The organism is Actinophytocola xinjiangensis (assembly GCF_001921215.1).
Taxonomy (GTDB): Bacteria; Actinomycetota; Actinomycetes; order Mycobacteriales; family Pseudonocardiaceae; genus Actinophytocola; species Actinophytocola xinjiangensis.
On the sequence record NZ_MSIF01000005.1, the window covers coordinates 135,464 to 157,439 of the forward strand.

Here is a 21,976-nt window from a genome sequence, read left to right on the forward strand (position 1 = left end):
TCACTTACCCGTCTTTCCGACCTTGCGGCGGATCTTCTCGCCCGCGTAACGCACGCCCTTGCCCTTGTACGGGTCGGGCTTGCGCAGCTTGCGGATGTTGGCGGCGACCTCACCGACGCGCTGCTTGTCGATCCCCTTGACGGAGAACTTGGTCGGGCCCTCGACCTGGAAGGTGATGCCCTCCGGCGGGGAGACCTTCACCGGGTGGCTGAACCCGAGCGAGAACTCCAGGTCAGAACCCTTGAGCAGGACGCGGTAGCCGACGCCGTGGATCTCAAGCTTCTTCTCGTAGCCGTCGGTGACCCCGACGACCAGGTTGTTCACCAGCGACCGCGTGAGGCCGTGCAGCGCACGGCTGCGGCGCTCGTCGTCCGGGCGCTGGACGGCCAGCGAGCCGTCCTCGGCGCGCTCGACGGTGATCGGCTCGGCGATCACGTGCGCCAGGGTGCCCTTGGGACCCTTCACGCTGATCTGCTGGCCCTCGATCGTCACGTCCACTCCGGACGGGACCGCGATCGGCAGCTTTCCGATGCGAGACATGTGTCAGTAACCCCCGTCACCAGACGTAGGCGAGGACTTCCCCGCCCATCCGCTGCTTGCCGGCCTGGCGATCGGTGAGCAGGCCCGCGGACGTGGAGATGATCGCCACGCCGAGACCACCGAGCACCTTCGGCAGGCCGGTCGACTTCGCGTACACCCGGAGCCCGGGCTTGGACACCCGACGCAGGCCCGCGATGCTGCGCTCGCGGTTGGGGCCGTACTTCAGCTCGACGACCAGGTTCTGGCCCTTCTCGCCGTCCTCGGTCCGGTAGCCGGCGATGTAGCCCTCCCGCTGGAGGATCTCCGAGATGTTCGCCTTGAGCTTGGAGTGCGGCAGCACGACCTCGTCGTGGTACGCCGAGTTGGCGTTGCGCAGACGAGTCAGAAAGTCTGCGATCGGGTCGGTCATCGTCATGGTGACCTGTCAACCTTTCTCGCCTGGTTCCCCGGAAGGCCTGTGGCGATTTTTCCTAGGTGTGGCTTCTCTACCAGCTGGACTTGCTCACGCCGGGCAGCTCGCCGCGGTGGGCCATCTCGCGCAGGCACACCCGGCAGAGGCCGAACTTGCGGAACACCGCGCGGGGACGCCCGCACCGCTGGCACCGGGTGTAACCCCGGACCTTGAACTTGGGCTTCTGCGCGGCCTTGTGGACCAGAGCCTTCTTGGCCATCAGTTCTCCTTGAACGGGAAGCCCAGGCGCCGCAGCAGCGCCCGACCCTCCTCGTCGTTGATCGCGGTGGTGACGATCGTGATGTCCATGCCGCGCGGACGGTCGATCGAGTCCGGGTTGATCTCGTGGAACATCGACTGCTCGTTGAGACCGAACGTGTAGTTGCCGTTGCCGTCGAACTGCTTGGGCGACAGGCCACGGAAGTCACGGATACGCGGCAGGGCGATCGTCAGCAGGCGGTCCAGGAACTCCCACATCCGGTCGCCGCGCAGGGTCACCTTCGCGCCGATCGGCATGCCCTCGCGCAGCTTGAACTGCGCGATCGACTTGGTCGCCCGGCGGATCTGCGGCCGCTGACCGGTGATCAGCGACAGGTCACGGACGGCGCCCTCGATCAGCTTGCCGTCGCGGGCGGCGTCGCCGACACCCATGTTGACCACGGCCTTGACCACGCGCGGGACCTGCATGGCGTTGTCGAAGGAGAAGTCCTCCTTCAGACCGGCCACGATCTCCTCGTGGTAGCGGGTCTTGAGCCGCGGCACGAGCTTCTCCGCTGTCGTCATCAGATCTCCTTGCCCGTCCGGCGCGAAACCCGCACCTTCCGGCCCTCGTCGTCGAACGTGTAGCCGACGCGGGTCGGCTTGCCGTCCGAGTCGACCAGCATCACGTTGCTGACGTGGATCGACGCCTCCTGGGTGACGATCCCGCCGGTCTGCGCACCGCGCTGGGTCTGGCTGATCCGGGTGTGCTTCTTGATCCGGTTCACGCCCTCGACCAGGACCCGCTGGTTGTCCGGGTAGGCCTGGATGACCTTGCCCTTCGCACCCTTGTCCTTGCCGGCGATCACGAGAACCGTGTCACCCTTCTTGATCTTCATGAGCTAGAGCACCTCCGGAGCCAGCGAGATGATCTTCATGAACTTCTTGTCGCGCAGCTCGCGACCGACCGGTCCGAAGATGCGGGTCCCGCGCGGCTCGTTGTCCGGCTTGATCAGCACGGCGGCGTTCTCGTCGAACCGGATGTACGAACCGTCCGGCCGACGGCGCTCCTTGGCGGTGCGAACGATGACCGCCTTGACGACGTCACCCTTCTTCACGCCGGCGCCGGGCATCGCGTCCTTGACCGTGGCGACGATGATGTCGCCGATTCCCGCGTAGCGACGCGCGGAGCCACCGAGCACCCGGATGCACAGGATCTCCTTGGCACCCGTGTTGTCGGCGACGCGCAGTCGCGACTCCTGCTGAATCACTTTGCCTTCTCCAAGATCTCCACCAGCCGCCAGCGCTTGGTGGCCGACAGTGGACGGGTCTCCATCAGCAGCACACGGTCCCCGACGCCGGCCGAGTTCTCCTCGTCGTGCGCCTTGACCTTGGTGGTGGACCGCAGCACCTTGCTGTAGCGCGGGTGCTTCTTGCGGTCCTCAAGCGAGACCACGATGGTCTTGTTCATCTTGTCGGACACGACCAGGCCCTCGCGGACCTTGCGACGGCCGCGCGTCTCCTGCGTCTGCTCAGTCGTCTCGCTCATGCGGCACCCTCATCACTGGAAACCTCGTCCGGGGACACCGAAAGACCCAGCTCACGCTCACGCATGACCGTGTAGATCCTGGCGATGTCGTGCCGGACCGTGCGGAGCCGGCGGTTGTTGTCCATCTGCCCGGTGGCCATCTGGAACCGAAGGTTGAACAGCTCCTCCTTCGACTCCCGCAGGCGCAGCACCAGCTCCTCGTCGTTGAGCTCGCGCAGCTCGGATGCCTGAGTTCCGGCGGCCATCAGAAGTCACCACCTTCACGCGTGACGATGCGGCACTTCATCGGGAGCTTGTGGATCGCGCGGGTCAGCGCCTCACGCGCCACGACCTCGTTCGGGAAGCTCAGCTCGAACATGACCCGACCGGGCTTCACGTTCGCGATCCAGTGCTCCGGCGAACCCTTGCCGGAACCCATGCGGGTCTCGGCGGGCTTCTTGGTCAACGGACGGTCCGGGAAGATGTTGATCCACACCTTGCCGCCACGACGGATGTGCCGGTTGATGGCGATACGAGCGGACTCGATCTGCCGGTTGGTCACGTAGGCCGACGTGAGCGCCTGGATACCGAACTCCCCGAAGGTGACCCTGGTACCGCCCTTGGCCGCACCACCACGCTTGGGGTGGTGCTGCTTGCGGTGCCTGACCTTGCGTGGGATGAGCACTGCTCAGCCCTCCCCGTTGGCGTTGGTGGCGTCAGCCCCGTTCACCGACGGGGTCTGCGGCGCCGACTCTGCGGGTTCCGCACTGGCCTCTGCCGCGGCGCGGCCGGCCTCGGTGCTGGTCGCCGTCGTCCCGGCCGAGCCGGAACGGCGGGCGCGCGTCGGGCGCTCGCGACGCGGCGCACGCTCCTGCGGAGCCTGCGAACGCGCCTCGATCTCCCGGCGGCCACCGACGACGTCACCCTTGTAGATCCAGACCTTCACGCCGATCCGGCCGAAGGTCGTCCTGGCCTCGAAGAAGCCGTAGTCGATGTCCGCGCGCAGCGTGTGCAGCGGCACCCGGCCCTCGCGGTAGTGCTCGGAGCGGGACATCTCGGCACCGCCGAGACGGCCGCCGCACTGCACGCGGATGCCCTTGACCTGCGGGCTGCGCATGGCCGACTGGATGGCCTTGCGCATCGCGCGGCGGAAGGACACGCGGTTGGACAGCTGCTCGGCGGTCACCTGGGCGACCAGCTGGGCGTCGGCCTCGGGGTTCTTCACCTCGAGGATGTTGAGCTGCACCTGCTTGCCGGACAGCTTCTCCAGCTCGCCCCGGATACGGTCGGCCTCCGCGCCGCGACGGCCGATGACGATGCCCGGCCGGGCGGTGTGGATGTCGACGCGGACCCGGTCGCGGGTGCGCTCGATCTCCACCTTCGAGATCCCGGCGCGCTCCATGCCCTTCGAGAGCAGGCGACGGATCTTGACGTCCTCGGCCACGTACTCCGCGTACTGCTTGTCGGCATACCAGCGGGACTTCCAGTCAGTGGTGATCCCGAGCCGGAAGCCGTGCGGGTTGATCTTCTGACCCACTAGCTGGCACTCCTCTTCGCACTGGACTTACGGCTCTTGGCAGCCGCCTTCTTCGGCTCCGGCCGCGACTCCACCTCGACGGTGATGTGGCTGGTCCGCTTCCGGATCCGGTACGCCCGTCCCTGCGCCCTCGGCCGGAACCGCTTGAGCGTCGGGCCCTCGTCCACGTACGCGGCGCTGACCCAGAGGGTCTCCGGGTCGAGGTCGAGGTTGTTCTCGGCGTTGGCCATGGCGCTCGCGAGCACCTTCGCCACCGGCTCGCTGGCCGCCTGCGGTGCGTACCGCAGGACGTTGAGCGCCTCGCCGGCACTACGGCCCTTGATGAGCTCGACCACCCGGCGCACCTTCATCGGCGTGGCGCGGACGTAGCGAGCCCGAGCGATCGCGCGCGGAAGCTCTTCCACGGCGGTCTCGTTACTCATCGCTTACTCCTGTCCTCTAGCGCCTGCGCGCCTTGCGGTCGTCCTTCACGTGCCCCTTGAAGGTGCGGGTCGGGGCGAACTCGCCCAGCTTGTGCCCGACCATCGACTCCGAGATGAAGACGGGGACGTGCTTGCGGCCGTCGTGCACCGCGATCGTGTGGCCCAGCATGTCCGGGATGATCGTCGACCGGCGGGACCAGGTCTTGATCACGGTCTTCTTGCCGGACTCGTTGAGCGCGTCCACCTTCTTGAGCAGGTGGTCGTCGACGAACGGGCCCTTCTTCAAACTCCTAGGCATCTGTCACTCCCTCCTGCTCTTAGCGCTTCTTACCGGTCCGGCGACGACGGACGATCATCCGGTCGCTCGGCTTGCCCTTGTGGCGGGTACGGCCCTCCGGCTTGCCGGCCGGGTTGACCGGGTGACGGCCACCGGAGGTCTTGCCCTCACCACCACCGTGCGGGTGGTCCACCGGGTTCATCGCGACACCGCGCACGGTCGGGCGCTTGCCCTTCCACCGCATGCGGCCCGCCTTGCCCCAGTTGATGTTCGCGTGCTCGGAGTTGCCGACCTCGCCGACCGTGGCGCGGCAGCGCACGTCCACGTTGCGGATCTCGCCCGAGGGCATCCGCAGCTGGGCGAACCGGCCCTCCTTGGCGACCAGCTGGACGCGGGTGCCGGCGGAACGCGCGATCTTGGCCCCACCGCCCGGCCGCAGCTCGATCGCGTGGATCACGGTGCCGACCGGGATGTTGCGCATCGGCAGCGCGTTGCCCGGCTTGATGTCGGCCCCGGGACCGTTCTCGATCCGGTCGCCCTGACGCAGTTTGTCCGGCGCGATGATGTAGCGCTTCTCGCCGTCCGCGTAGTGCAGCAGCGCGATGCGCGCGGTGCGGTTGGGGTCGTACTCGATGTGCGCGACCTTGGCCGGCACGCCGTCCTTGTCGTGGCGCCGGAAGTCGATCAGCCGGTACGCGCGCTTGTGGCCACCGCCCTTGTGCCGGGTGGTGATCTTGCCGTGCACGTTCCGGCCGCCCCGCCCGTGCAGCGGGCGGACCAGCGACTTCTCCGGCTCCGAGCGGGTGATCTCGGCGAAGTCGGAGACGCTTGAGCCACGACGCCCCGGCGTCGTCGGCTTGTACTTGCGAATGCCCATCTCTACGCAGTCCCTCTAGGTCTCTACTCGCCGGCTCAGGCCGGGCCGCCGAAGATCTCGATCGGCTTGCTCTCGGCCGAGAGCGTCACGATCGCTCGCTTGGTGTCCTTGCGCTTGCCGTAACCGGTGCGGGTGCGCTTGCGCTTGCCCTGCCGGTTCAGCGTGTTCACGCTCACCACCTGGACGCCGAACACCTTCTCGACCGCGATCTTGATCTGGGTCTTGTTGGCATTGGGCGCAACGACGAACGTGTACTTGTTCTCCTCGAGCAGCCCGTAGGACTTCTCGGAGATCACCGGCGCGAGCAGTACGTCGCGGTGGTCGGGGATCACTTGTCGTCCTCCTTACGCTGCGAGGGCGGCAGCTGGAAGCCGGCCTTCTCGGCGTCCTCGGCACTCGCGAACCAGACCTCGGCCTCGGTGCGGTTGTAGAACGAGGTCCCCGGCAGGTGGTAGAGCTTGGAGCTCTGGTTGCCCTTGACCGGGAAGCCGTCGGGCTCCGAACCGTCGGCCAGCGCGGCGTGGCTGCCCTCGCCGTACGGCGCGTCGGCCTCGGCCACCTCGCCGGAGCGGGCGCTCGCCTTGGCACGACCCCGGGTGGGGCCCTCCAGGAAGGCGACCAGCGCGCTCTTGGTGAACACCACGTCGTCGTTGACGAGCACGTCGTAGGTGTTGAGCTGGTCGGGCCAGATCGTGTGCACGTTGGGCAGGTTGCGCACCGACTTCCAGCCGGTGTCCTCGCCCCTGGTCAGCACGACCAGCAGGCTGCGCGCCTCGCTGACCGTCCCCAGGAACGTGCGGGCGGCCTTGGTCGACGGGGTCTCCCCGTCCACCAGGTCGCTGACCACGTGCACCTGGCCGGCACGCGCCCGGTCGGAGAGGGCACCGCGCAGGGCTGCGGCCTTCATCTTCTTGGGGGTGCGCTGGGTGTAGTCGCGGGGCTGCGGGCCGTGGACGATGCCACCGCCGGCGAACTGCGGCGCGCGGGTCGAGCCCTGGCGGGCACGACCGGTGCCCTTCTGCCGGTAGGGCTTCTTGCCACCGCCGCGGACGTCACCGCGGGTCTTGGTCGAGTGCGTGCCCTGGCGAGCCGCGGCCAGCTGGGCCACGACGACCTGGTGCATCAGCGCGATGTTGGCCTGCACGTCGAAGATCTCGGCGGGCAACTCGACGGTGCCGTCGGTCGCGCCGGCCGGGGTCCTGACCTCCACCGTCATGGTCACTGCTCTTCACCCTTCACGGCGGTCTTGAGGAACACCACGCCGCCCTTGGGGCCGGGGATGGCGCCCTTGACCAGGATCAGGCCATCCTCGGCGTCCACCCGGTGGACCGTGAGGTTCTGGGTCGTGACCCGGACGTGGCCCATCCGGCCAGCCATGCGCAGGCCCTTGAACACGCGACCCGGGGTGGCGCAGCCACCGATCGAGCCGGGCGAGCGGTGCTTGCGCTGGGTGCCGTGGGAGGCGCTCAGGCCCTTGAAGCCGTGGCGCTTCATGACACCGGCGGTGCCCTTGCCCTTGCTGGTGCCGATCGCGTCGATCACGACGCCGGACTCGAAGACCTCGGCGGTGATCTCCTGGCCGAGTTCGTAGGAGTCGGCGTCGGTCGTACGCAGCTCGGCGAGGAAGCGCCTCGGCGTGACGCCGGCCTTCTCGAAGTGGCCGGTGCGCGGCTTGTTGACCTTGCGAGGGTCGATGGCGCCGAACGCCAGCTGCACGGCCGCGTACCCGTCGTTGTCCTGGGTGCGGATCTGGGTGACCACGTTGGGGCCGGCCTTGACGACGGTCACCGGGACAATCCGGTTGTTCTCGTCGAAGACCTGGGTCATCCCGAGCTTGGTACCCAGGATCCCTTTCATCTGCCGGTCAGACATTGGTGCTCAGGCCTCACTGAATGTTGACGTCGACGCTGGCCGGGAGATCGATGCGCATGAGCGCGTCCACGGTCTTCGGCGTGGGGTCGAGGATGTCGATCAGACGCTTGTGCGTACGCATCTCGAAGTGCTCGCGCGAGTCCTTGTACTTGTGCGGCGAGCGGATGACGCAGTAAACGTTCTTCTCGGTGGGCAGCGGCACCGGCCCGACGACCCGAGCGCCCGTGCGGGTAACCGTCTCCACGATCTTGCGCGCGGACGCGTCGATCGCCTCGTGGTCGTAGGCCTTGAGCCGGATGCGGATCTTCTGTCCCGCCATGGTGGCTTGCCGTCCTTGTCTTTATGACTCGTGCCGCTCCGGTCCACGCGGTCGGGTGTGTCGCGCCCTTCGCACAGACCGGCCCCTTGGACTTGAGTCCTACGGGAGTGGTCATGATGGCTCGTCAGCGGCATACCACCGCGAGCCTGCGCCCGCGCGCGGCTGACCGCGACGAGCAACCTGTCAAGGATGCCACACGCTGATGCGGCACCCGAAACCGGGGGCCCCCAGGTCCTTGACCCAGGGGCCCCCGGAAGGGTAGCTACTTGATGATCTTGACGACGCGACCCGCGCCGACGGTCCGGCCACCCTCACGGATGGCGAACCGCAGACCCTCGTCCATGGCGATCGGCTGGATCAGGTTGACCGTCATGGAGGTGGAGTCACCGGGCATGACCATCTCGGTGCCCTCGGGGAGGGTCACCACGCCGGTCACGTCCGTGGTGCGGAAGTAGAACTGCGGGCGGTAGTTGTTGAAGAACGGCGTGTGCCGGCCACCCTCGTCCTTGCTCAGGATGACGACCTGGGCCTCGAACTGGGTGTGCGGCGTGGTGGTGCCGGGCTTCACGACGACCTGGCCGCGCTCGACGTCCTCGCGCTTGATACCGCGCAGGAGCAGACCCACGTTCTCACCGGCGCGCGCGTCATCGAGAACCTTGCGGAACATCTCGACGCTGGTGACGGTGGTCTTCTGGGCCTTCTCCTTGATGCCGACGATCTCGACCTCTTCCATCGGCTTGAGGACACCGCGCTCGACGCGACCGGTGACCACGGTGCCGCGGCCGGAGATCGTGAACACGTCCTCCACCGGCATCAGGAAGGCCTTCTCGATGTCGCGCTGGGGCTCGGGGATGTTCTCGTCCACCGCGTCCAGCAGCTCGATGACCTTGCCGCCCCACTCGGCGTCGCCCTCCAGCGCCTTGAGCGCGGAGACGCGGACGACGGGCAGGTCGTCACCGGGGAACTCGTACTCGGTCAGCAGCTCGCGGACCTCGAGCTCGACCAGCTCCAGGATCTCCTCGTCGTCCACCATGTCGGCCTTGTTCAGGGCCACCACGATGTAGGGCACACCGACCTGGCGGGCCAGCAGCACGTGCTCCTTGGTCTGCGGCATCGGACCATCGGTCGCGGCGACCACGAGGATCGCGCCGTCCATCTGGGCGGCACCGGTGATCATGTTCTTGATGTAGTCCGCGTGACCCGGGCAGTCAACGTGCGCGTAGTGCCGCTTCTCGGTCTCGTACTCGATGTGCGCGATCGAGATCGTAATTCCGCGCTGCTTCTCCTCCGGCGCCTTGTCGATCTCGTCGAACGGCGTGAAGGGGTTCAGCTCGGGGTACTTGTCGTGCAGAACCTTGGAGATGGCCGCGGTCAGCGTGGTCTTCCCATGGTCGATGTGACCGATGGTCCCGATGTTGACGTGCGGCTTGGTCCGCTCGAACTTCGCCTTCGCCACTTCTCTCGTCCTCCTGGACTTGTATCTCTCCGCCGCCCTGGTTTACGACGACAGCTCAATGGGGTCAGTTGTGCGGAACCATAGAGGGCGCTACCCACGCAGCCCGCACCGGATTGTTTATTCGCCGGTTGCCTTGGCGATGATCTCCTTCGCGACGTTCGTGGGAACCTCGGCGTAGGAGTCGAACTGCATGGAGTAGTTCGCCCGGCCCTGGGTCCGCGACCGCAGGTCGCCGACATAGCCGAACATCTCCGACAGCGGGACGAGGGCCTTGACGACCCGGGCACCGCTGCGCTCCTCCATGGCCTGGATCTGGCCACGGCGGGAGTTCAGGTCGCCGATGACATCGCCCATGTACGTCTCGGGCGTGGTCACCTCGACCGCCATCATCGGCTCGAGCAGCACCGGGCTCGCCTGCCGGGCGGCCTCCTTGAGCGCCATGGAACCGGCGACCTTGAAGGCCATCTCGGAGGAGTCAACCTCGTGGTAGGCACCGTCGAGCAGGGTCAGCTTGATCCCGACCAGCGGGTAGCCGGCCAGCACGCCGTACTGCATGGCGTCCTGGGCGCCGGCGTCCACCGACGGGATGTACTCGCGCGGGACGCGGCCACCGGTGACCTTGTTCTCGAACTCGTAGAGCGCACCGTCCGTGGTGGCCAGCGGCTCGAGCTTGATGATCACCTTGGCGAACTGGCCGGAGCCGCCCGTCTGCTTCTTGTGGGTGTAGTCGTACTTGTCGACCGTCTTGCGGATCGTCTCGCGGTAGGCCACCTGCGGCTTGCCGATGTTGGCCTCGACCTTGAACTCCCGGCGCATGCGGTCCACCAGGATGTCCAGGTGCAGCTCGCCCATGCCGGCGATGATCGTCTGACCCGTCTCCTCGTCCAGGTTGACCCGGAACGTCGGGTCCTCCTCGGCGAGCTTCTGGATCGCGGTCGACAGCTTCTCCTGGTCGGCCTTGGTCTTCGGCTCGATGGCCACCTGGATGACCGGCTCCGGGAACGTCATCGACTCGAGGACGATCTTGTTGTTCGGGTCGCACAGGGTGTCACCGGTGGTGGTGTCCTTCAGCCCGATCACCGCGTAGATGTGACCGGCGAGGGCCTCCGTGACCGGGTTCTCCTTGTTGGCGTGCATCTGGAAGATCTTCCCGATGCGCTCCTTGCGGTCCTTGGTCGAGTTGATGACCTGGGCGCCGCTGGAGACCTGGCCGGAGTAGACCCGGACGTAGGTGAGCTTGCCGAAGAACGGGTGCACGGCGATCTTGAAGGCCAGCGCGGAGAACGGCTCGTCGGTCGACGGCTTGCGGTAGGCCTTGGTCTCACCGTCCATCAGCAGACCCTCGACCGGGGGCAGGTCCGTCGGCGCGGGCAGGTAGTCGATGACCGCGTCGAGCATGGGCTGGACGCCCTTGTTCTTGAACGCCGAGCCGCACAGCACCGGGTAGGCGGAGCCGTCCTTGACGATCTTGCGCAGGCCGTGCTTGATCTGGTCGACGGTGAGTTCCTCGCCGCCCAGGTAGGCCTCCATCAGCTCGTCGTCGGTCTCGGCGACGGCCTCGATCAGCTGCTCGCGGTACTCAGCGGCCCGCTCGGCGAGGTCGGCCGGGATCTCCTCGACCGTGTAGTCCTCACCCTTCTGGACCTCACCACGCCAGGTCAGCGCCCGCATGTTCACCAGGTCGACGACACCGACGAACTCGCTCTCGGCACCGATCGGCAGCTGGACGGGCAGGGGCTTCGCGCCGAGGCGCTCGGAGATGGTGCGGATGGTGTAGTAGAAGTCCGCGCCGAGCTTGTCCATCTTGTTGACGAAGCAGATGCGCGGGACGTCGTACTTGGTGGCCTGCCGCCAGACCTGCTCGGACTGCGGCTCGACCCCCTCCTTGCCATCGAAGACCGCGACCGCGCCGTCGAGCACCCGGAGGTTGCGCTCCACCTCGACCGTGAAGTCGACGTGTCCCGGGGTGTCGATGAGGTTGATCTGGTGGTCCTTCCAGAAACAGGTCGTCGCGGCGGACGTGATCGTGATGCCGCGCTCCTGCTCCTGCTCCATCCAGTCCATGACGGCGGCGCCGTCGTGCACCTCGCCGATCTTGTAGCTGATCCCGGTGTAGAACAGGATCCGCTCGGTCGTCGTGGTCTTGCCCGCGTCGATGTGGGCCATGATCCCGATGTTGCGGACCTTGGCCAAGTCGGTAAGCACGTCCTGTGCCACGGGTGTCTTCCCCTGTCTCAATAAGCGTTGGTGCGGCCCAAACCTGTTTGGCCGCGCCGCATCACCAGCGGTAGTGCGCGAAGGCCTTGTTGGACTCCGCCATCTTGTGTGTGTCCTCGCGGCGCTTGACGCTCGCCCCGAGGCCGTTGCTCGCGTCGAGCAGCTCGTTCATCAGCCGCTCGGTCATGGTCTTCTCCCGGCGCTGCCGCGAGAAGTTGACCAGCCAGCGCAGCGCCAGCGTGGTCGAGCGGCCCGGCTTGACCTCGATCGGCACCTGGTAGGTGGCGCCACCGACACGGCGGCTCTTCACCTCGATGGTCGGCTTCACGTTGTCCAGCGCACGCTTGAGCGTGACCACCGGGTCGGTGCCGGTCTTGTCGCGGGCGCCCTCGAGGGCCTGGTAGACGATCTTCTCGGCGACAGAGCGCTTTCCGTCCCGCAGCACCTTGTTGACCAGCTGGGTGACCAGCGGGGAGCTGTAGACCGGGTCGGAGATCAGCGGCCGCTTCGCGGCTGGTCCCTTGCGGGGCATCTCAGCTCTTCTCCTTCTTCGCGCCGTACCGGCTGCGAGCCTGCTTGCGGTTCTTCACGCCCTGCGTGTCCAACGAGCCGCGGATGATCTTGTAGCGGACGCCGGGCAGGTCCTTCACCCGGCCACCGCGGACCAGGACCATCGAGTGCTCCTGCAGGTTGTGGCCCTCACCCGGGATGTAGGCCGTGACCTCGATACCGCTGGTCAGCTTGACGCGCGCGACCTTGCGCAGCGCGGAGTTCGGCTTCTTCGGGGTGGTGGTGTACACGCGGGTGCACACGCCACGCCGCTGCGGGCTTCCCTTGAGGGCCGCAGTCTTCTGCTTGGCGACCTTGTCCTGGCGGCCCTTACGGACCAGCTGCTGGATCGTGGGCATGGACCGGCTTTCTTCGACTGGTGTTGCTACTGCGTGTGGTCGGTGCTGCTCTTGTTCCACCCGATCCCGCCGTATCACGAGGTCGGGCGTGTCGCCCTTCCTCATAACGCTCGGGCAGGATTGAATCATCCCTACGAGGCTCGGAAGGAACTCCGCGGTTACTGCCGGGTGTCCACCGGAGGTGGACCTCCGCGCACAGGCACGCGGATTGACCCGACCTAGGCCGGGCGCGAGTACCCAAGATACCCGCCACCTCGGAGGCGGTCAAAACCGGGGTACCTCGACGTCGCGCGGGGAACCACCCCCAGGCTAGACGGTCGGCTCCCGGCCCCCGTCAGGCCCCCGGCGCGACCACGCTGAACCCTGCCCCGGCCGCCGCCGAGGCAAGCCGCTTGTCGTAGGTCACGAACGCGCTGATGTGCTTGCCCGACGCGACGAGGTTCTCGGCGGTCGCCAGGTGGATCGCGTCCAACGAACGGAGATGTGGATCCATGTAGGCCGCGGCGGTGGCCCGGACCGTCGCGTCGATCTCCATCCGCGAGACCTGCCGCAGTTTGACCGCCATCCCGGAAATGGCCTCCGGCTGTTCACGCCACAACGCGCGAGTCGCCTCCACCTCCGCGAGCACGGACGAGACGAACTCGCCATCGGGCTGGGTGCCCAACCACGTGACCAGCTGTGCGGTGCCCTTCTCCACGCGAACGAGCTTCACCACGGCGTTGGAATCGAGGTAGATCAAAACCTCTCCTCGTCCCGGAGCCTGCTGATCAGCTCACCCGCGTCCGCGCCCACCGGGGCCTTGAGCGTCGGCATGACGAAGGGGCCTCGGTGACTCGCCGGGATCATCCGACCGGCCGCGACAAGGTCGCTCACCTCGTCCGGCACACCGGCGGGCACGAGGCGAGCAATGGGCTTGCCCCGGTTGGTGATCTCCAGGGACTCGCCGGCTTCGACTCGCGCGAGGACTCCGGCAGTGTCCTGGTTCAGCTCGCGGATGGGGACCTGCTCCATGCCATCGATCTTACTACGGAAGTAGTACTTACTTTGGGCGTCACACGGACGGGTGCCGGCGTCACGCCCCTGGCCAGTTTCGTGACCGACCGTCGCCAGCTACCGGGTCGTCGTCCGCTGGCCGGTGACGTCGTAGAGGTGGTGGATCGGGTCATGGATGAAGTAGCGGGCGAAGGTGTCGATGGTGAAGGTGGCGCCGTCGCCGCGCGAGCCCGTCCTGGTCCAGTCGTCGACCCGCTCGAAGGCCGCCGCGAGAACCTCCGCCGCCTCGGTCAGCTCGACGGCCACCGTCGCCGGGTCCTGCTCGGCGTAGCGGTCCTGCACGGCGGTGACGTCCTGGTCCCAGTTCGGGTAGGCAGGGTCGTCCTCGGTACGCATGAGGTGCAGGCGCTCGGCGTACACCCGGCAGCAGTCCCGGACGTGGCAGGCGTACTCCAGCGGAGACCACTTGTCCGGTGCCGGCCGCCGGGCGGCGTCGGGCAGATGGTCACCGGTGAGCAGCGCCGGCCAGGCCGCCGCGGTACGGCGCAGCAGGGCGGGAACCTCGTCGGGCGCAACCGCCGTGGCGTCGAACCCGCACTCCTGGCACGGCCGCCGCAGTACCCAGGTCCAGTCCTTCGTGTCCGGTGCGATCATGCGACCAGCATCCAGCACCCCGAAAACGCGGGAGCCCCCGACTGGCGTCGGGGGCTCCCTGTCGTTGTCAGCTGACTAGCGGTAGTCGCGACCGAAGTCGTAGTCGTCCAGCGGGACGGCTGCGCCGGTGCCGGTACCGAACACGTCCGGGGTGTAGTAGCCGTCGTCGTAGCTCGGGATCGCGTAGGCGGCGACCCGGGCCTCCTCGGTCGGCTGGACCTGGATGTTGCGGTACTTGTTGATGCCGGTCCCGGCCGGGATCAGCTTACCGATGATCACGTTCTCCTTGAGGCCGACGAGCTGGTCGGAACGGCCGTTGATGGCCGCGTCCGTCAGCACGCGGGTGGTCTCCTGGAACGACGCCGCCGACAGCCACGAGTCGGTGGCCAGCGACGCCTTCGTGATACCCATCAGCACCGGGCGGCCCGAGGCGGGCTCGCCGCCGGCAGCCACCACGCGGCGGTTCTCCGACTCGAACGACGCACGCTCGACCAGCGCACCGGGGAGGAACTCCGCGGCACCCGAGTCGAGGATCGTGACCCGCCGCAGCATCTGCCGGACGATGACCTCGATGTGCTTGTCGTGGATCGACACACCCTGCGCCCGGTACACCTTCTGGACCTCGTCCACCAGGTGCAGCTGGGCCTCGCGCGGACCCATGACCCGCAGGACCTCGTGCGGGTCCGGCGTGCCCTCCAGCAGCTGCTGGCCGACCGACACGTGGTCGCCGTCGGCGAGCGGGCCGCTGGGCGTGACCGCCAGGCGCTGGCGCTTCGACAGCTTGTCGAACACCAGCTCCTCGCTGCCGTCGTCCGGGATCAGCGTGATCTTCCAGTAGCGGTCGCCGTCCTCGATCCGCACCCGGCCGTCGACGTCGGCGATCGGCGCCTTGCCCTTCGGGATGCGGGCCTCGAACAGCTCCTGCACACGCGGCAGACCCGTGGTGATGTCGTCACCGGCGACGCCACCCTGGTGGAACGTACGCATCGTGAGCTGGGTACCCGGCTCACCGATGGACTGCGCCGCCACGATGCCGACCGCCTCGCCGACGTCCACCAGCTGGCCGGTCGCCATGGACCGCCCGTAGCAGGTGGCACACACGCCGACAGCGGACTCGCAGGTCAGGACGCTGCGGACCTTGGCCTTCACCACACCCGAGGTGATCAGCTTCTCGATCGCCGGGTCGCCGAGGTCGTCACCGCGGTTGAGCAGGACGTTGCCGTCCGCGTCGGTGATCTCCTCGGCCAGGGTGCGCGCGTAGACGCTGGTCTCCACGTGCTGGTCACGGATGATCGTGCCGTCCGGACCGGGCTCGCCGATCATCATGTTGATGCCGCGGGTGGTGCCACAGTCGATCTCGCGGACGATCACGTCCTGCGACACGTCCACCAGACGACGGGTCAGGTAACCCGAGTCGGCGGTCCGCAGCGCGGTGTCGGCCAGACCCTTGCGGGCACCGTGCGTGGCGATGAAGTACTCCAGCACCGACAGGCCCTCACGGAAGTTGGCCTTGATCGGACGCGGGATGTACTCACCCTTCGGGTTGGACACCAGACCACGCATACCGGCCAGCGACCGGACCTGGGTCATGTTGCCCGCCGCACCCGACTTCACGATCATCGGGATCGGGTTGTCGTCGGGGAAGTTGGCCTCCATGGCCTCGGCGACCTCCTCGGTCGCCTGGCCCCAGACCTTGACCAGCTCGTTGTTGCGCTCCGTGTGGGAGAGCTGACCGCGCTGGTACCGCTTCTCGACGGCGTCGGCCTTCTGCTCGTAGGAGTCCAGGATCTGCTGCTTGTTCGGCGGCACCACCACGTCGGAGATGGCGATGGTGACACCCGAACGGGTCGCCCAGTGGAAACCGGCGTCCTTCAGCTTGTCCAGCGTCCGCGCCACGGTGACCATCGGGTACCGCTCGGCGAGGTCGTTCACGATCGCCGCCTGCCGCTTCTTGGGCATCGGCTCGTTCATGAACGGGTAGTCCTCCGGCAGGAGGTCGTTGAACAGCACCCGGCCCAGCGTCGTGGACGCCAGCCACTGCTGACCCGGCTCCCAGCCCTCCGGCTTGTCGGCCGAGTTCGGCGCGCGGTCGGTGATCCGGACCTTGATCGGCGACTGCAGGTCGATGACCTTGCGGTCGAAGGCCATGATGGCCTCCGCCGGCGACGAGAACGCCTGGCCGGCGCCCGCGCCGTCCTCCTTGAGGCGGGTCAGGTGGAACAGCCCGGTGACCATGTCCAGACGCGGCATGGCCAGCGGACGACCCGACGCCGGCGACAGGATGTTGTTCGACGACAGCATCAGGATCCGGGCCTCGGCCTGCGCCTCGGCCGACAGCGGCAGGTGCACCGCCATCTGGTCACCGTCGAAGTCGGCGTTGAACGCCTCACAGACCAGCGGGTGCAGCTGGATGGCCTTGCCCTCCACCAGCTGCGGCTCGAAGGCCTGGATGCCCAGTCGGTGCAGCGTCGGCGCGCGGTTGAGCATCACCGGGTGCTCGGTGATGACCTCTTCCAGCACGTCCCACACCGCCGGCCGGGCGCGCTCCACCATCCGCTTGGCGGACTTGATGTTCTGCGCGTGGTTCAGGTCGACCAGCCGCTTCATCACGAACGGCTTGAACAGCTCCAGCGCCATCGCCTTGGGCAGGCCGCACTGGTGCAGCTTGAGCTGCGGGCCGACCACGATGACCGAACGGCCCGAGTAGTCGACGCGCTTGCCGAGCAGGTTCTGGCGGAACCGGCCCTGCTTGCCCTTGAGCAGGTCCGACAGCGACTTCAGCGGCCGGTTGCCAGGGCCGGTGACCGGGCGGCCACGACGACCGTTGTCGAACAGCGCGTCGACGGCCTCCTGCAGCATCCGCTTCTCGTTGTTGACGATGATCTCGGGCGCGCCGAGGTCGATCAGTCGCTTGAGGCGGTTGTTGCGGTTGATCACGCGGCGGTACAGGTCGTTGAGGTCCGAGGTGGCGAACCGGCCACCGTCGAGCTGGACCATCGGCCGCAGGTCCGGCGGGATGACCGGGATGCAGTCCAGGACCATGCCCATCGGCGAGTTGCTGGTGTGCGCGAACGCCGCGACGACCTTGAGCCGCTTGAGGGCGCGGAGCTTCTTCTGCCCCTTGCCGTTGCGGATCGTGTCGCGCAGGTTCTCGGCCTCGGCCTCGACGTCGAAGTCCGCCGCCAGCTTCTGGATCGCCTCGGCGCCCATCGAGCCGGTGAAGTAGTCGCCGTAGCGGTCGATCAGCTCGCGGTAGAGCACCTCGTCGGCGATGAGCTGCTTGGAGTCCAGCTTGGTGAAGGTGCTCCAGATCTCCTCCAACCGGTCCAGCTCGCGCTGGGCCCGGTCACGGAGCTGGCGCATCTCGCGCTCGCCGCCCTCCTTGACCTTGCGGCGGACGTCGCTCTTGGCGCCTTCCTCCTCCAGCGCCGCCAGGTCGGCCTCGAGCTTCTGGGCCCGGGCCTCGATGTCCGCGTCGCGGCGGTTCTCGACCTGCTTGCGCTCGACACCGATCTCGCTCTCCAGCGTGGCGAGGTCGTTGTGCCGCAGCTCCGCGTTCACACTCGTGATCACGTACGCCGCGAAGTAGATGATCTTCTCAAGGTCCTTCGGGGCCAGGTCGAGCAGGTAGCCCAGGCGCGAGGGCACGCCCTTGAAGTACCAGATGTGGGTGACCGGCGCGGCCAGCTCGATGTGGCCCATCCGCTCACGGCGCACCTTGGCGCGGGTGACCTCGACGCCACAGCGCTCACAGATGATGCCCTTGAAGCGGACGCGCTTGTACTTGCCGCAGTAGCACTCCCAGTCCCGGGTGGGGCCGAAGATCTTCTCGCAGAAGAGTCCGTCCTTCTCGGGCTTGAGGGTGCGGTAGTTGATGGTCTCGGGCTTCTTCACCTCACCGAAGGACCACTGACGGATGTCGTCCGCGGTCGCCAGGCCGATGCGAAGCTCGTCGAAGAAGTTGACGTCAAGCAAGACGGGTCTTCCCCTTTGTTCCTAGAAGCCGGAGGCGGGCCAAGGTCAGTTCACGACGTCATCGACGGATGGCGACTCGTTGCGGGAGAGGTTGATGCCGAGGTTGGCCGCGGCGCGTTCGAGGTCCTCGTCGTCCCCGTCGCGCATCTCGATCGCCGCGCCGTCGCTGGAGAGGACCTCCACGTTCAGGCAGAGCGACTGCAGCTCCTTGAGCAGAACCTTGAACGACTCCGGGATACCCGGCTCCGGGATGTTCTCGCCCTTGACGATGGCCTCGTAGACCTTCACGCGGCCGAGCACGTCGTCGGACTTGATCGTCAGCAGCTCCTGCAGCGTGTAGGCCGCGCCGTAGGCCTGCATCGCCCAGCACTCCATCTCACCGAAGCGCTGGCCACCGAACTGGGCCTTACCGCCGAGCGGCTGCTGGGTGATCATCGAGTACGGGCCGGTCGAACGGGCGTGGATCTTGTCGTCGACCAGGTGGTGCAGCTTCAGGATGTACATGTAGCCGACCGCCACCGGGAACGGGAACGGCTCGCCGGAACGCCCGTCGAACAACCGCGCCTTGCCGTTCTCGCCGACCATCCGCTCGCCGTCCCGGTTGGGCCGGGTCGAACCGAGCAGGCCGGTGAGCTCGTGCTCCTTGGCGCCGTCGAACACCGGGGTCGCGGTGTGCGTCCCCGGCTGCACGTCGTACAGGTCCTCGGGCAGGTCCTTGGCCCACTCCGGGGAGCCCTCGATCTGCCAGCCCTGGGAGGCCAGCCAACCGAGGTGCAGCTCCAGCACCTGGCCGATGTTCATACGACGCGGCACACCGTGGGTGTTGAGCACGACGTCGACCGGGGTGCCGTCGGGCAGGAAGGGCATGTCCTCGGCGGGCAGCACCTTGCCGATGACGCCCTTGTTGCCGTGGCGGCCGGCGAGCTTGTCGCCGTCCTGGATCTTGCGCTTCTGCGCCACGTACACCCGGACCAGCTCGTTGACGCCCGGGGGCAGCTCGTCCTCGTCCTCGCGGGAGAACACCCGGATGCCGATGACCTTGCCGGTCTCGCCGTGGGGCACCTTCAGCGAGGTGTCGCGGACCTCGCGCGCCTTCTCACCGAAGATCGCGCGCAGCAGCCGCTCCTCGGGGGTCAGCTCGGTCTCGCCCTTCGGGGTGACCTTGCCGACCAGGATGTCGCCGTCGCCCACCTCGGCACCGATGCGGATGATGCCGCGCTCGTCGAGGTCGGCCAGGACCTCCTCGGAGACGTTCGGGATGTCCCGGGTGATCTCCTCGGCGCCGAGCTTGGTGTCCCGCGCGTCGATCTCGTGCTCCTCGATGTGGATCGAGGTGAGGACGTCGTCCTGGATGAGCCGCTGCGAGATGACGATGGCGTCCTCGTAGTTGTGGCCCTCCCACGGCATGATCGCCACGAGCAGGTTCTTGCCGAGGGCCATCTCACCGTTCTCGGTGCACGGCCCGTCGGCGATGACCTGGCCGGCCAGCACGCGGTCGCCCTCGGAGACGATCGGCCGCTGGTTGACGCAGGTGCCCTGGTTGGAGCGGCGGAACTTGTGCAGGCCGTAGGTGCGGCGGCTGCCGTCGTCGGCCATCACCGTGATGAAGTCGGCCGACAGCTCCTCGACCACGCCGTCCTTCTCGGCGACGACCACGTCACCGGCGTCGACGGCGGCACGCAGCTCGGTGCCCGTGCCCACCAGCGGCGACTCGCTGCGCAGCAGCGGCACCGCCTGGCGCTGCATGTTGGCGCCCATCAGCGCGCGGTTGGCGTCGTCGTGCTCCAGGAACGGGATCATCGCGGTCGCGACGGAGACCATCTGCCTCGGCGAGACGTCCATGTAGTCCACGTCGAACGGCTCGATGAACTCGACCTCGCCGCCCTTCTTGCGGACCAGGACGCGGTCCTCGGCGAAGTGGCCCAGCTCGTCCAGCGGCGCGTTCGCCTGGGCGATGACGTGCCGGTCCTCCTCGTCGGCGGTCAGGTAGTCGATCTGGTCCGTGACCTGACCCTCGATGACCTTGCGGTACGGGGACTCGATGAAGCCGAACGGGTTGACCCGGCCGTAGCTCGACAGCGAGCCGATCAGGCCGATGTTCGGGCCTTCCGGCGTCTCGATCGGGCACATGCGGCCGTAGTGGCTGTGGTGGACGTCGCGGACCTCCATGCCCGCGCGCTCACGGGACAGACCACCGGGGCCGAGCGCGTTGAGCCGGCGCTTGTGCGTCAGGCCCGCGATCGGGTTGGTCTGGTCCATGAACTGCGACAGCTGCGAGGTGCCGAAGAACTCCTTGATCGCGGCCACCACGGGGCGGATGTTGATCAGGGTCTGCGGCGTGATCGCCTCGACGTCCTGGGTGGTCATCCGCTCACGGACGACGCGCTCCATGCGCGAGAGGCCGACCCGGATCTGGTTCTGGATCAGCTCGCCGACCGTGCGGATGCGCCGGTTGCCGAAGTGGTCGATGTCGTCGACCTCGACCGGGACCTCGGTGCCGTCGATCGTCATCGACGTGTCGCCGGCGTGCAGCCGGACCAGGTACTCGATCGTGGTGACGATGTCGTCCTCGGTCAGCACACCGGTGCTGCCGGGGATGCCGAGGCCCAGCTTCTTGTTGACCTTGTAGCGACCCACCTTGGCCAGGTCGTAGCGCTTGTCCTTGAAGAACAGGTTCTCCAGCAGGGTCTGCGCGGACTCCTTGGTCGGCGGCTCACCCGGGCGCAGCTTGCGGTAGATGTCCAGCAGCGCCTCGTCGGTGCCGGCGGTGTGGTCCTTCTCCAGGGTCGCGAGCAGCGTCTCGGAGAAGTGGAACCGCTCGCGGATCTGCTCGGTGGACCACCCGAGGGCCTTGAGCAGCACGGTGACCGGCTGGCGGCGCTTGCGGTCGATGCGGACACCGACGGTGTCGCGCTTGTCGACGTCGAACTCCAGCCACGCACCGCGGCTGGGGATGACCTTGACGCTGAACACGTCCTTGTCGGTGGTCTTGTCGACGCTGGTGTCGAAGTACACGCCGGGCGAGCGGACCAGCTGGGAGACCACGACACGCTCGGTGCCGTTGATGATGAACGTGCCCTTGTCGGTCATCACCGGGAAGTCACCCATGAACACCGTCTGGCTCTTGATCTCGCCAGTGGAGTGGTTGGTGAACTCGGCGGTGACGAACAACGGAGCGGCATAGGTCATGTCCTTGTCCTTGCACTCCTCGGTCGAGGCCTTGACCTCGTCGAAGCGTGGGTCGGAGAAGGACAGGGACATCGAGCCGGAGAAATCCTCGATGGGCGAGATCTCGTTCAGGACCTCTTCGAGGCCACCGACCGGGTTCTCGTCACCGGCGTCGACACGGCGCTGGAACCACGCCTCGGCACCGGTGAACCACTGGAACGATTGGGTCTGCAGGTCGAGCAGGTTGGGCGTGCCGAGAGGCTCACGGATCTTCGCGAACGAGACCCGGAGGGGCGCTCCAGGGATACCCGAGTTCGACATGGTGGAGTTGGTCGCAGCAGTGGCCTTGGTCGCGCGGGAGACTGCCAAGATGCGTCCTTCCAGGACTATGTGCGGTCGAGCAGCCTTGTTAGCAACTGTAACTAAGCTGGTCAGGGGTGCGGTCGTGCCCAACAGTCTAGGGCATGCGAAAGTGGGCAGCGCAAAGGGGCAGTCTAGCCATAAAGTCGGCGACTGTCTAGGCCCGCACTCAACCGTCCTCCAAGCCGAAGGCGCGCTTGGTGAATAGCGTGACCCCGGGGCGT

At 67.3% G+C, this 21,976-nt stretch carries 26 protein-coding genes; all 26 read right to left on the reverse strand.

Going from position 1 to position 21,976, the window contains the following annotated elements:
- Window positions 1–540 (reverse strand): 50S ribosomal protein L6, encoded by a 540-nt coding sequence (gene rplF, locus BLA60_RS13160; protein ID WP_075133133.1) that lies wholly within the window; start codon window positions 538–540, stop codon window positions 1–3.
- Window positions 541–556: 16 nt separating this feature from the next.
- A complete protein-coding gene (gene rpsH / locus BLA60_RS13165; RefSeq protein WP_075133134.1) occupies window positions 557–955 on the reverse strand; it encodes a 30S ribosomal protein S8 in 399 nt (132 codons plus the stop codon).
- A gap of 70 nt (window positions 956–1,025) precedes the next feature.
- A complete protein-coding gene (locus BLA60_RS13170; RefSeq protein ID WP_075133135.1) occupies window positions 1,026–1,211 on the reverse strand; it encodes a type Z 30S ribosomal protein S14 in 186 nt (61 codons plus the stop codon).
- Window positions 1,211–1,774, reverse strand: coding sequence for a 50S ribosomal protein L5 (gene rplE / locus BLA60_RS13175; protein WP_075133136.1), 564 nt, complete (start codon window positions 1,772–1,774; stop codon window positions 1,211–1,213). Before rplE ends, BLA60_RS13170 begins: the two co-directional genes overlap by 1 nt.
- Complete coding sequence (gene rplX, locus BLA60_RS13180; protein WP_075133137.1) at window positions 1,774–2,088, reverse strand: 50S ribosomal protein L24; 315 nt, start codon at window positions 2,086–2,088, stop codon at window positions 1,774–1,776. Before rplX ends, rplE begins: the two co-directional genes overlap by 1 nt.
- 3 nt (window positions 2,089–2,091) lie before the next feature.
- Window positions 2,092–2,460 carry a 50S ribosomal protein L14 gene (gene rplN / locus BLA60_RS13185; protein ID WP_075133138.1) on the reverse strand — a complete coding sequence of 123 codons (369 nt, stop codon included), beginning with the start codon at window positions 2,458–2,460 and terminating at the stop codon, window positions 2,092–2,094.
- Entirely contained in the window at window positions 2,457–2,738 is a 282-nt protein-coding gene (gene rpsQ / locus BLA60_RS13190; protein ID WP_075133139.1) for a 30S ribosomal protein S17, read from the reverse strand. Before rpsQ ends, rplN begins: the two co-directional genes overlap by 4 nt.
- Window positions 2,735–2,983 carry a 50S ribosomal protein L29 gene (gene rpmC / locus BLA60_RS13195; protein WP_075133140.1) on the reverse strand — a complete coding sequence of 83 codons (249 nt, stop codon included), beginning with the start codon at window positions 2,981–2,983 and terminating at the stop codon, window positions 2,735–2,737. Before rpmC ends, rpsQ begins: the two co-directional genes overlap by 4 nt.
- A complete protein-coding gene (gene rplP / locus BLA60_RS13200) occupies window positions 2,983–3,402 on the reverse strand; it encodes a 50S ribosomal protein L16 (RefSeq protein WP_075133141.1) in 420 nt (139 codons plus the stop codon). The genes rpmC and rplP overlap by 1 nt, the downstream gene beginning before the upstream one ends.
- Before the next feature lie 3 nt (window positions 3,403–3,405).
- Entirely contained in the window at window positions 3,406–4,254 is an 849-nt protein-coding gene (rpsC, locus tag BLA60_RS13205; RefSeq protein ID WP_075133142.1) for a 30S ribosomal protein S3, read from the reverse strand.
- Entirely contained in the window at window positions 4,254–4,676 is a 423-nt protein-coding gene (gene rplV, locus BLA60_RS13210) for a 50S ribosomal protein L22 (protein ID WP_075133143.1), read from the reverse strand. The genes rpsC and rplV overlap by 1 nt, the downstream gene beginning before the upstream one ends.
- A 16-nt stretch (window positions 4,677–4,692) precedes the next feature.
- Complete coding sequence (rpsS, locus tag BLA60_RS13215; RefSeq protein WP_075126579.1) at window positions 4,693–4,974, reverse strand: 30S ribosomal protein S19; 282 nt, start codon at window positions 4,972–4,974, stop codon at window positions 4,693–4,695.
- 19 nt (window positions 4,975–4,993) lie between these two features.
- Window positions 4,994–5,830 carry a 50S ribosomal protein L2 gene (gene rplB / locus BLA60_RS13220; RefSeq protein WP_075133144.1) on the reverse strand — a complete coding sequence of 279 codons (837 nt, stop codon included), beginning with the start codon at window positions 5,828–5,830 and terminating at the stop codon, window positions 4,994–4,996.
- 35 nt (window positions 5,831–5,865) lie between these two features.
- Window positions 5,866–6,162 (reverse strand): 50S ribosomal protein L23, encoded by a 297-nt coding sequence (rplW, locus tag BLA60_RS13225; protein ID WP_075126581.1) that lies wholly within the window; start codon window positions 6,160–6,162, stop codon window positions 5,866–5,868.
- Complete coding sequence (gene rplD, locus BLA60_RS13230) at window positions 6,159–7,046, reverse strand: 50S ribosomal protein L4, sunset domain variant (RefSeq protein ID WP_075133381.1); 888 nt, start codon at window positions 7,044–7,046, stop codon at window positions 6,159–6,161. The genes rplW and rplD overlap by 4 nt, the downstream gene beginning before the upstream one ends.
- Before the next feature lie 2 nt (window positions 7,047–7,048).
- A complete protein-coding gene (rplC, locus tag BLA60_RS13235; RefSeq protein ID WP_075133145.1) occupies window positions 7,049–7,702 on the reverse strand; it encodes a 50S ribosomal protein L3 in 654 nt (217 codons plus the stop codon).
- Between the two features lie 13 nt (window positions 7,703–7,715).
- Window positions 7,716–8,021 carry a 30S ribosomal protein S10 gene (gene rpsJ / locus BLA60_RS13240; RefSeq protein ID WP_003938093.1) on the reverse strand — a complete coding sequence of 102 codons (306 nt, stop codon included), beginning with the start codon at window positions 8,019–8,021 and terminating at the stop codon, window positions 7,716–7,718.
- A 262-nt stretch (window positions 8,022–8,283) separates the two neighbouring features.
- Window positions 8,284–9,477, reverse strand: a complete 1,194-nt coding sequence (gene tuf / locus BLA60_RS13245) for an elongation factor Tu (RefSeq protein WP_075133146.1) — start codon at window positions 9,475–9,477, stop codon at window positions 8,284–8,286.
- 117 nt (window positions 9,478–9,594) lie between these two features.
- Window positions 9,595–11,694, reverse strand: a complete 2,100-nt coding sequence (fusA, locus tag BLA60_RS13250) for an elongation factor G (protein WP_075133147.1) — start codon at window positions 11,692–11,694, stop codon at window positions 9,595–9,597.
- A 61-nt stretch (window positions 11,695–11,755) separates the two neighbouring features.
- Complete coding sequence (rpsG, locus tag BLA60_RS13255) at window positions 11,756–12,226, reverse strand: 30S ribosomal protein S7 (RefSeq protein ID WP_075133148.1); 471 nt, start codon at window positions 12,224–12,226, stop codon at window positions 11,756–11,758.
- 1 nt (window position 12,227) lies between these two features.
- Window positions 12,228–12,602, reverse strand: coding sequence for a 30S ribosomal protein S12 (rpsL, locus tag BLA60_RS13260; RefSeq protein ID WP_030473471.1), 375 nt, complete (start codon window positions 12,600–12,602; stop codon window positions 12,228–12,230).
- A 334-nt stretch (window positions 12,603–12,936) separates the two neighbouring features.
- A complete protein-coding gene (locus BLA60_RS13265; protein WP_075133149.1) occupies window positions 12,937–13,341 on the reverse strand; it encodes a type II toxin-antitoxin system VapC family toxin in 405 nt (134 codons plus the stop codon).
- Window positions 13,338–13,613, reverse strand: coding sequence for a type II toxin-antitoxin system Phd/YefM family antitoxin (locus tag BLA60_RS13270; protein ID WP_075133150.1), 276 nt, complete (start codon window positions 13,611–13,613; stop codon window positions 13,338–13,340). The genes BLA60_RS13265 and BLA60_RS13270 overlap by 4 nt, the downstream gene beginning before the upstream one ends.
- A 99-nt stretch (window positions 13,614–13,712) precedes the next feature.
- Window positions 13,713–14,249: a DinB family protein gene (locus BLA60_RS13275; protein WP_075133151.1), complete on the reverse strand. Its 537-nt coding sequence runs from the start codon at window positions 14,247–14,249 to the stop codon at window positions 13,713–13,715.
- A gap of 75 nt (window positions 14,250–14,324) precedes the next feature.
- Window positions 14,325–18,224 (reverse strand): DNA-directed RNA polymerase subunit beta', encoded by a 3,900-nt coding sequence (locus tag BLA60_RS13280; RefSeq protein WP_075133152.1) that lies wholly within the window; start codon window positions 18,222–18,224, stop codon window positions 14,325–14,327.
- 45 nt (window positions 18,225–18,269) lie between these two features.
- Entirely contained in the window at window positions 18,270–21,761 is a 3,492-nt protein-coding gene (rpoB, locus tag BLA60_RS13285) for a DNA-directed RNA polymerase subunit beta (RefSeq protein WP_075133153.1), read from the reverse strand.
- Between the last annotated feature and the right edge of the window lie 215 nt (window positions 21,762–21,976).

What these genes read in the sequence shown, in the direction of transcription:
- rplF (WP_075133133.1), bottom strand. Translation starts at nt 540, where the DNA reads ATGTCTCGCATCGGAAAGCTGCCGATCGCGGTCCCGTCCGGAGTGGAC.
- rpsH (WP_075133134.1), bottom strand. Translation starts at nt 955, where the DNA reads ATGACGATGACCGACCCGATCGCAGACTTTCTGACTCGTCTGCGCAAC.
- BLA60_RS13170 (WP_075133135.1), bottom strand. Translation starts at nt 1,211, where the DNA reads ATGGCCAAGAAGGCTCTGGTCCACAAGGCCGCGCAGAAGCCCAAGTTC.
- rplE (WP_075133136.1), bottom strand. Translation starts at nt 1,774, where the DNA reads ATGACGACAGCGGAGAAGCTCGTGCCGCGGCTCAAGACCCGCTACCAC.
- rplX (WP_075133137.1), bottom strand. Translation starts at nt 2,088, where the DNA reads ATGAAGATCAAGAAGGGTGACACGGTTCTCGTGATCGCCGGCAAGGAC.
- rpsQ (WP_075133139.1), bottom strand. Translation starts at nt 2,738, where the DNA reads ATGAGCGAGACGACTGAGCAGACGCAGGAGACGCGCGGCCGTCGCAAG.
- rpmC (WP_075133140.1), bottom strand. Translation starts at nt 2,983, where the DNA reads ATGGCCGCCGGAACTCAGGCATCCGAGCTGCGCGAGCTCAACGACGAG.
- rplV (WP_075133143.1), bottom strand. Translation starts at nt 4,676, where the DNA reads ATGAGTAACGAGACCGCCGTGGAAGAGCTTCCGCGCGCGATCGCTCGG.
- rpsS (WP_075126579.1), bottom strand. Translation starts at nt 4,974, where the DNA reads ATGCCTAGGAGTTTGAAGAAGGGCCCGTTCGTCGACGACCACCTGCTC.
- rplB (WP_075133144.1), bottom strand. Translation starts at nt 5,830, where the DNA reads ATGGGCATTCGCAAGTACAAGCCGACGACGCCGGGGCGTCGTGGCTCA.
- rplD (WP_075133381.1), bottom strand. Translation starts at nt 7,046, where the DNA reads ATGACGGTGGAGGTCAGGACCCCGGCCGGCGCGACCGACGGCACCGTC.
- rplC (WP_075133145.1), bottom strand. Translation starts at nt 7,702, where the DNA reads ATGTCTGACCGGCAGATGAAAGGGATCCTGGGTACCAAGCTCGGGATG.
- rpsJ (WP_003938093.1), bottom strand. Translation starts at nt 8,021, where the DNA reads ATGGCGGGACAGAAGATCCGCATCCGGCTCAAGGCCTACGACCACGAG.
- rpsG (WP_075133148.1), bottom strand. Translation starts at nt 12,226, where the DNA reads ATGCCCCGCAAGGGACCAGCCGCGAAGCGGCCGCTGATCTCCGACCCG.
- rpsL (WP_030473471.1), bottom strand. Translation starts at nt 12,602, where the DNA reads ATGCCCACGATCCAGCAGCTGGTCCGTAAGGGCCGCCAGGACAAGGTC.
- BLA60_RS13270 (WP_075133150.1), bottom strand. Translation starts at nt 13,613, where the DNA reads ATGGAGCAGGTCCCCATCCGCGAGCTGAACCAGGACACTGCCGGAGTC.
- BLA60_RS13275 (WP_075133151.1), bottom strand. Translation starts at nt 14,249, where the DNA reads ATGATCGCACCGGACACGAAGGACTGGACCTGGGTACTGCGGCGGCCG.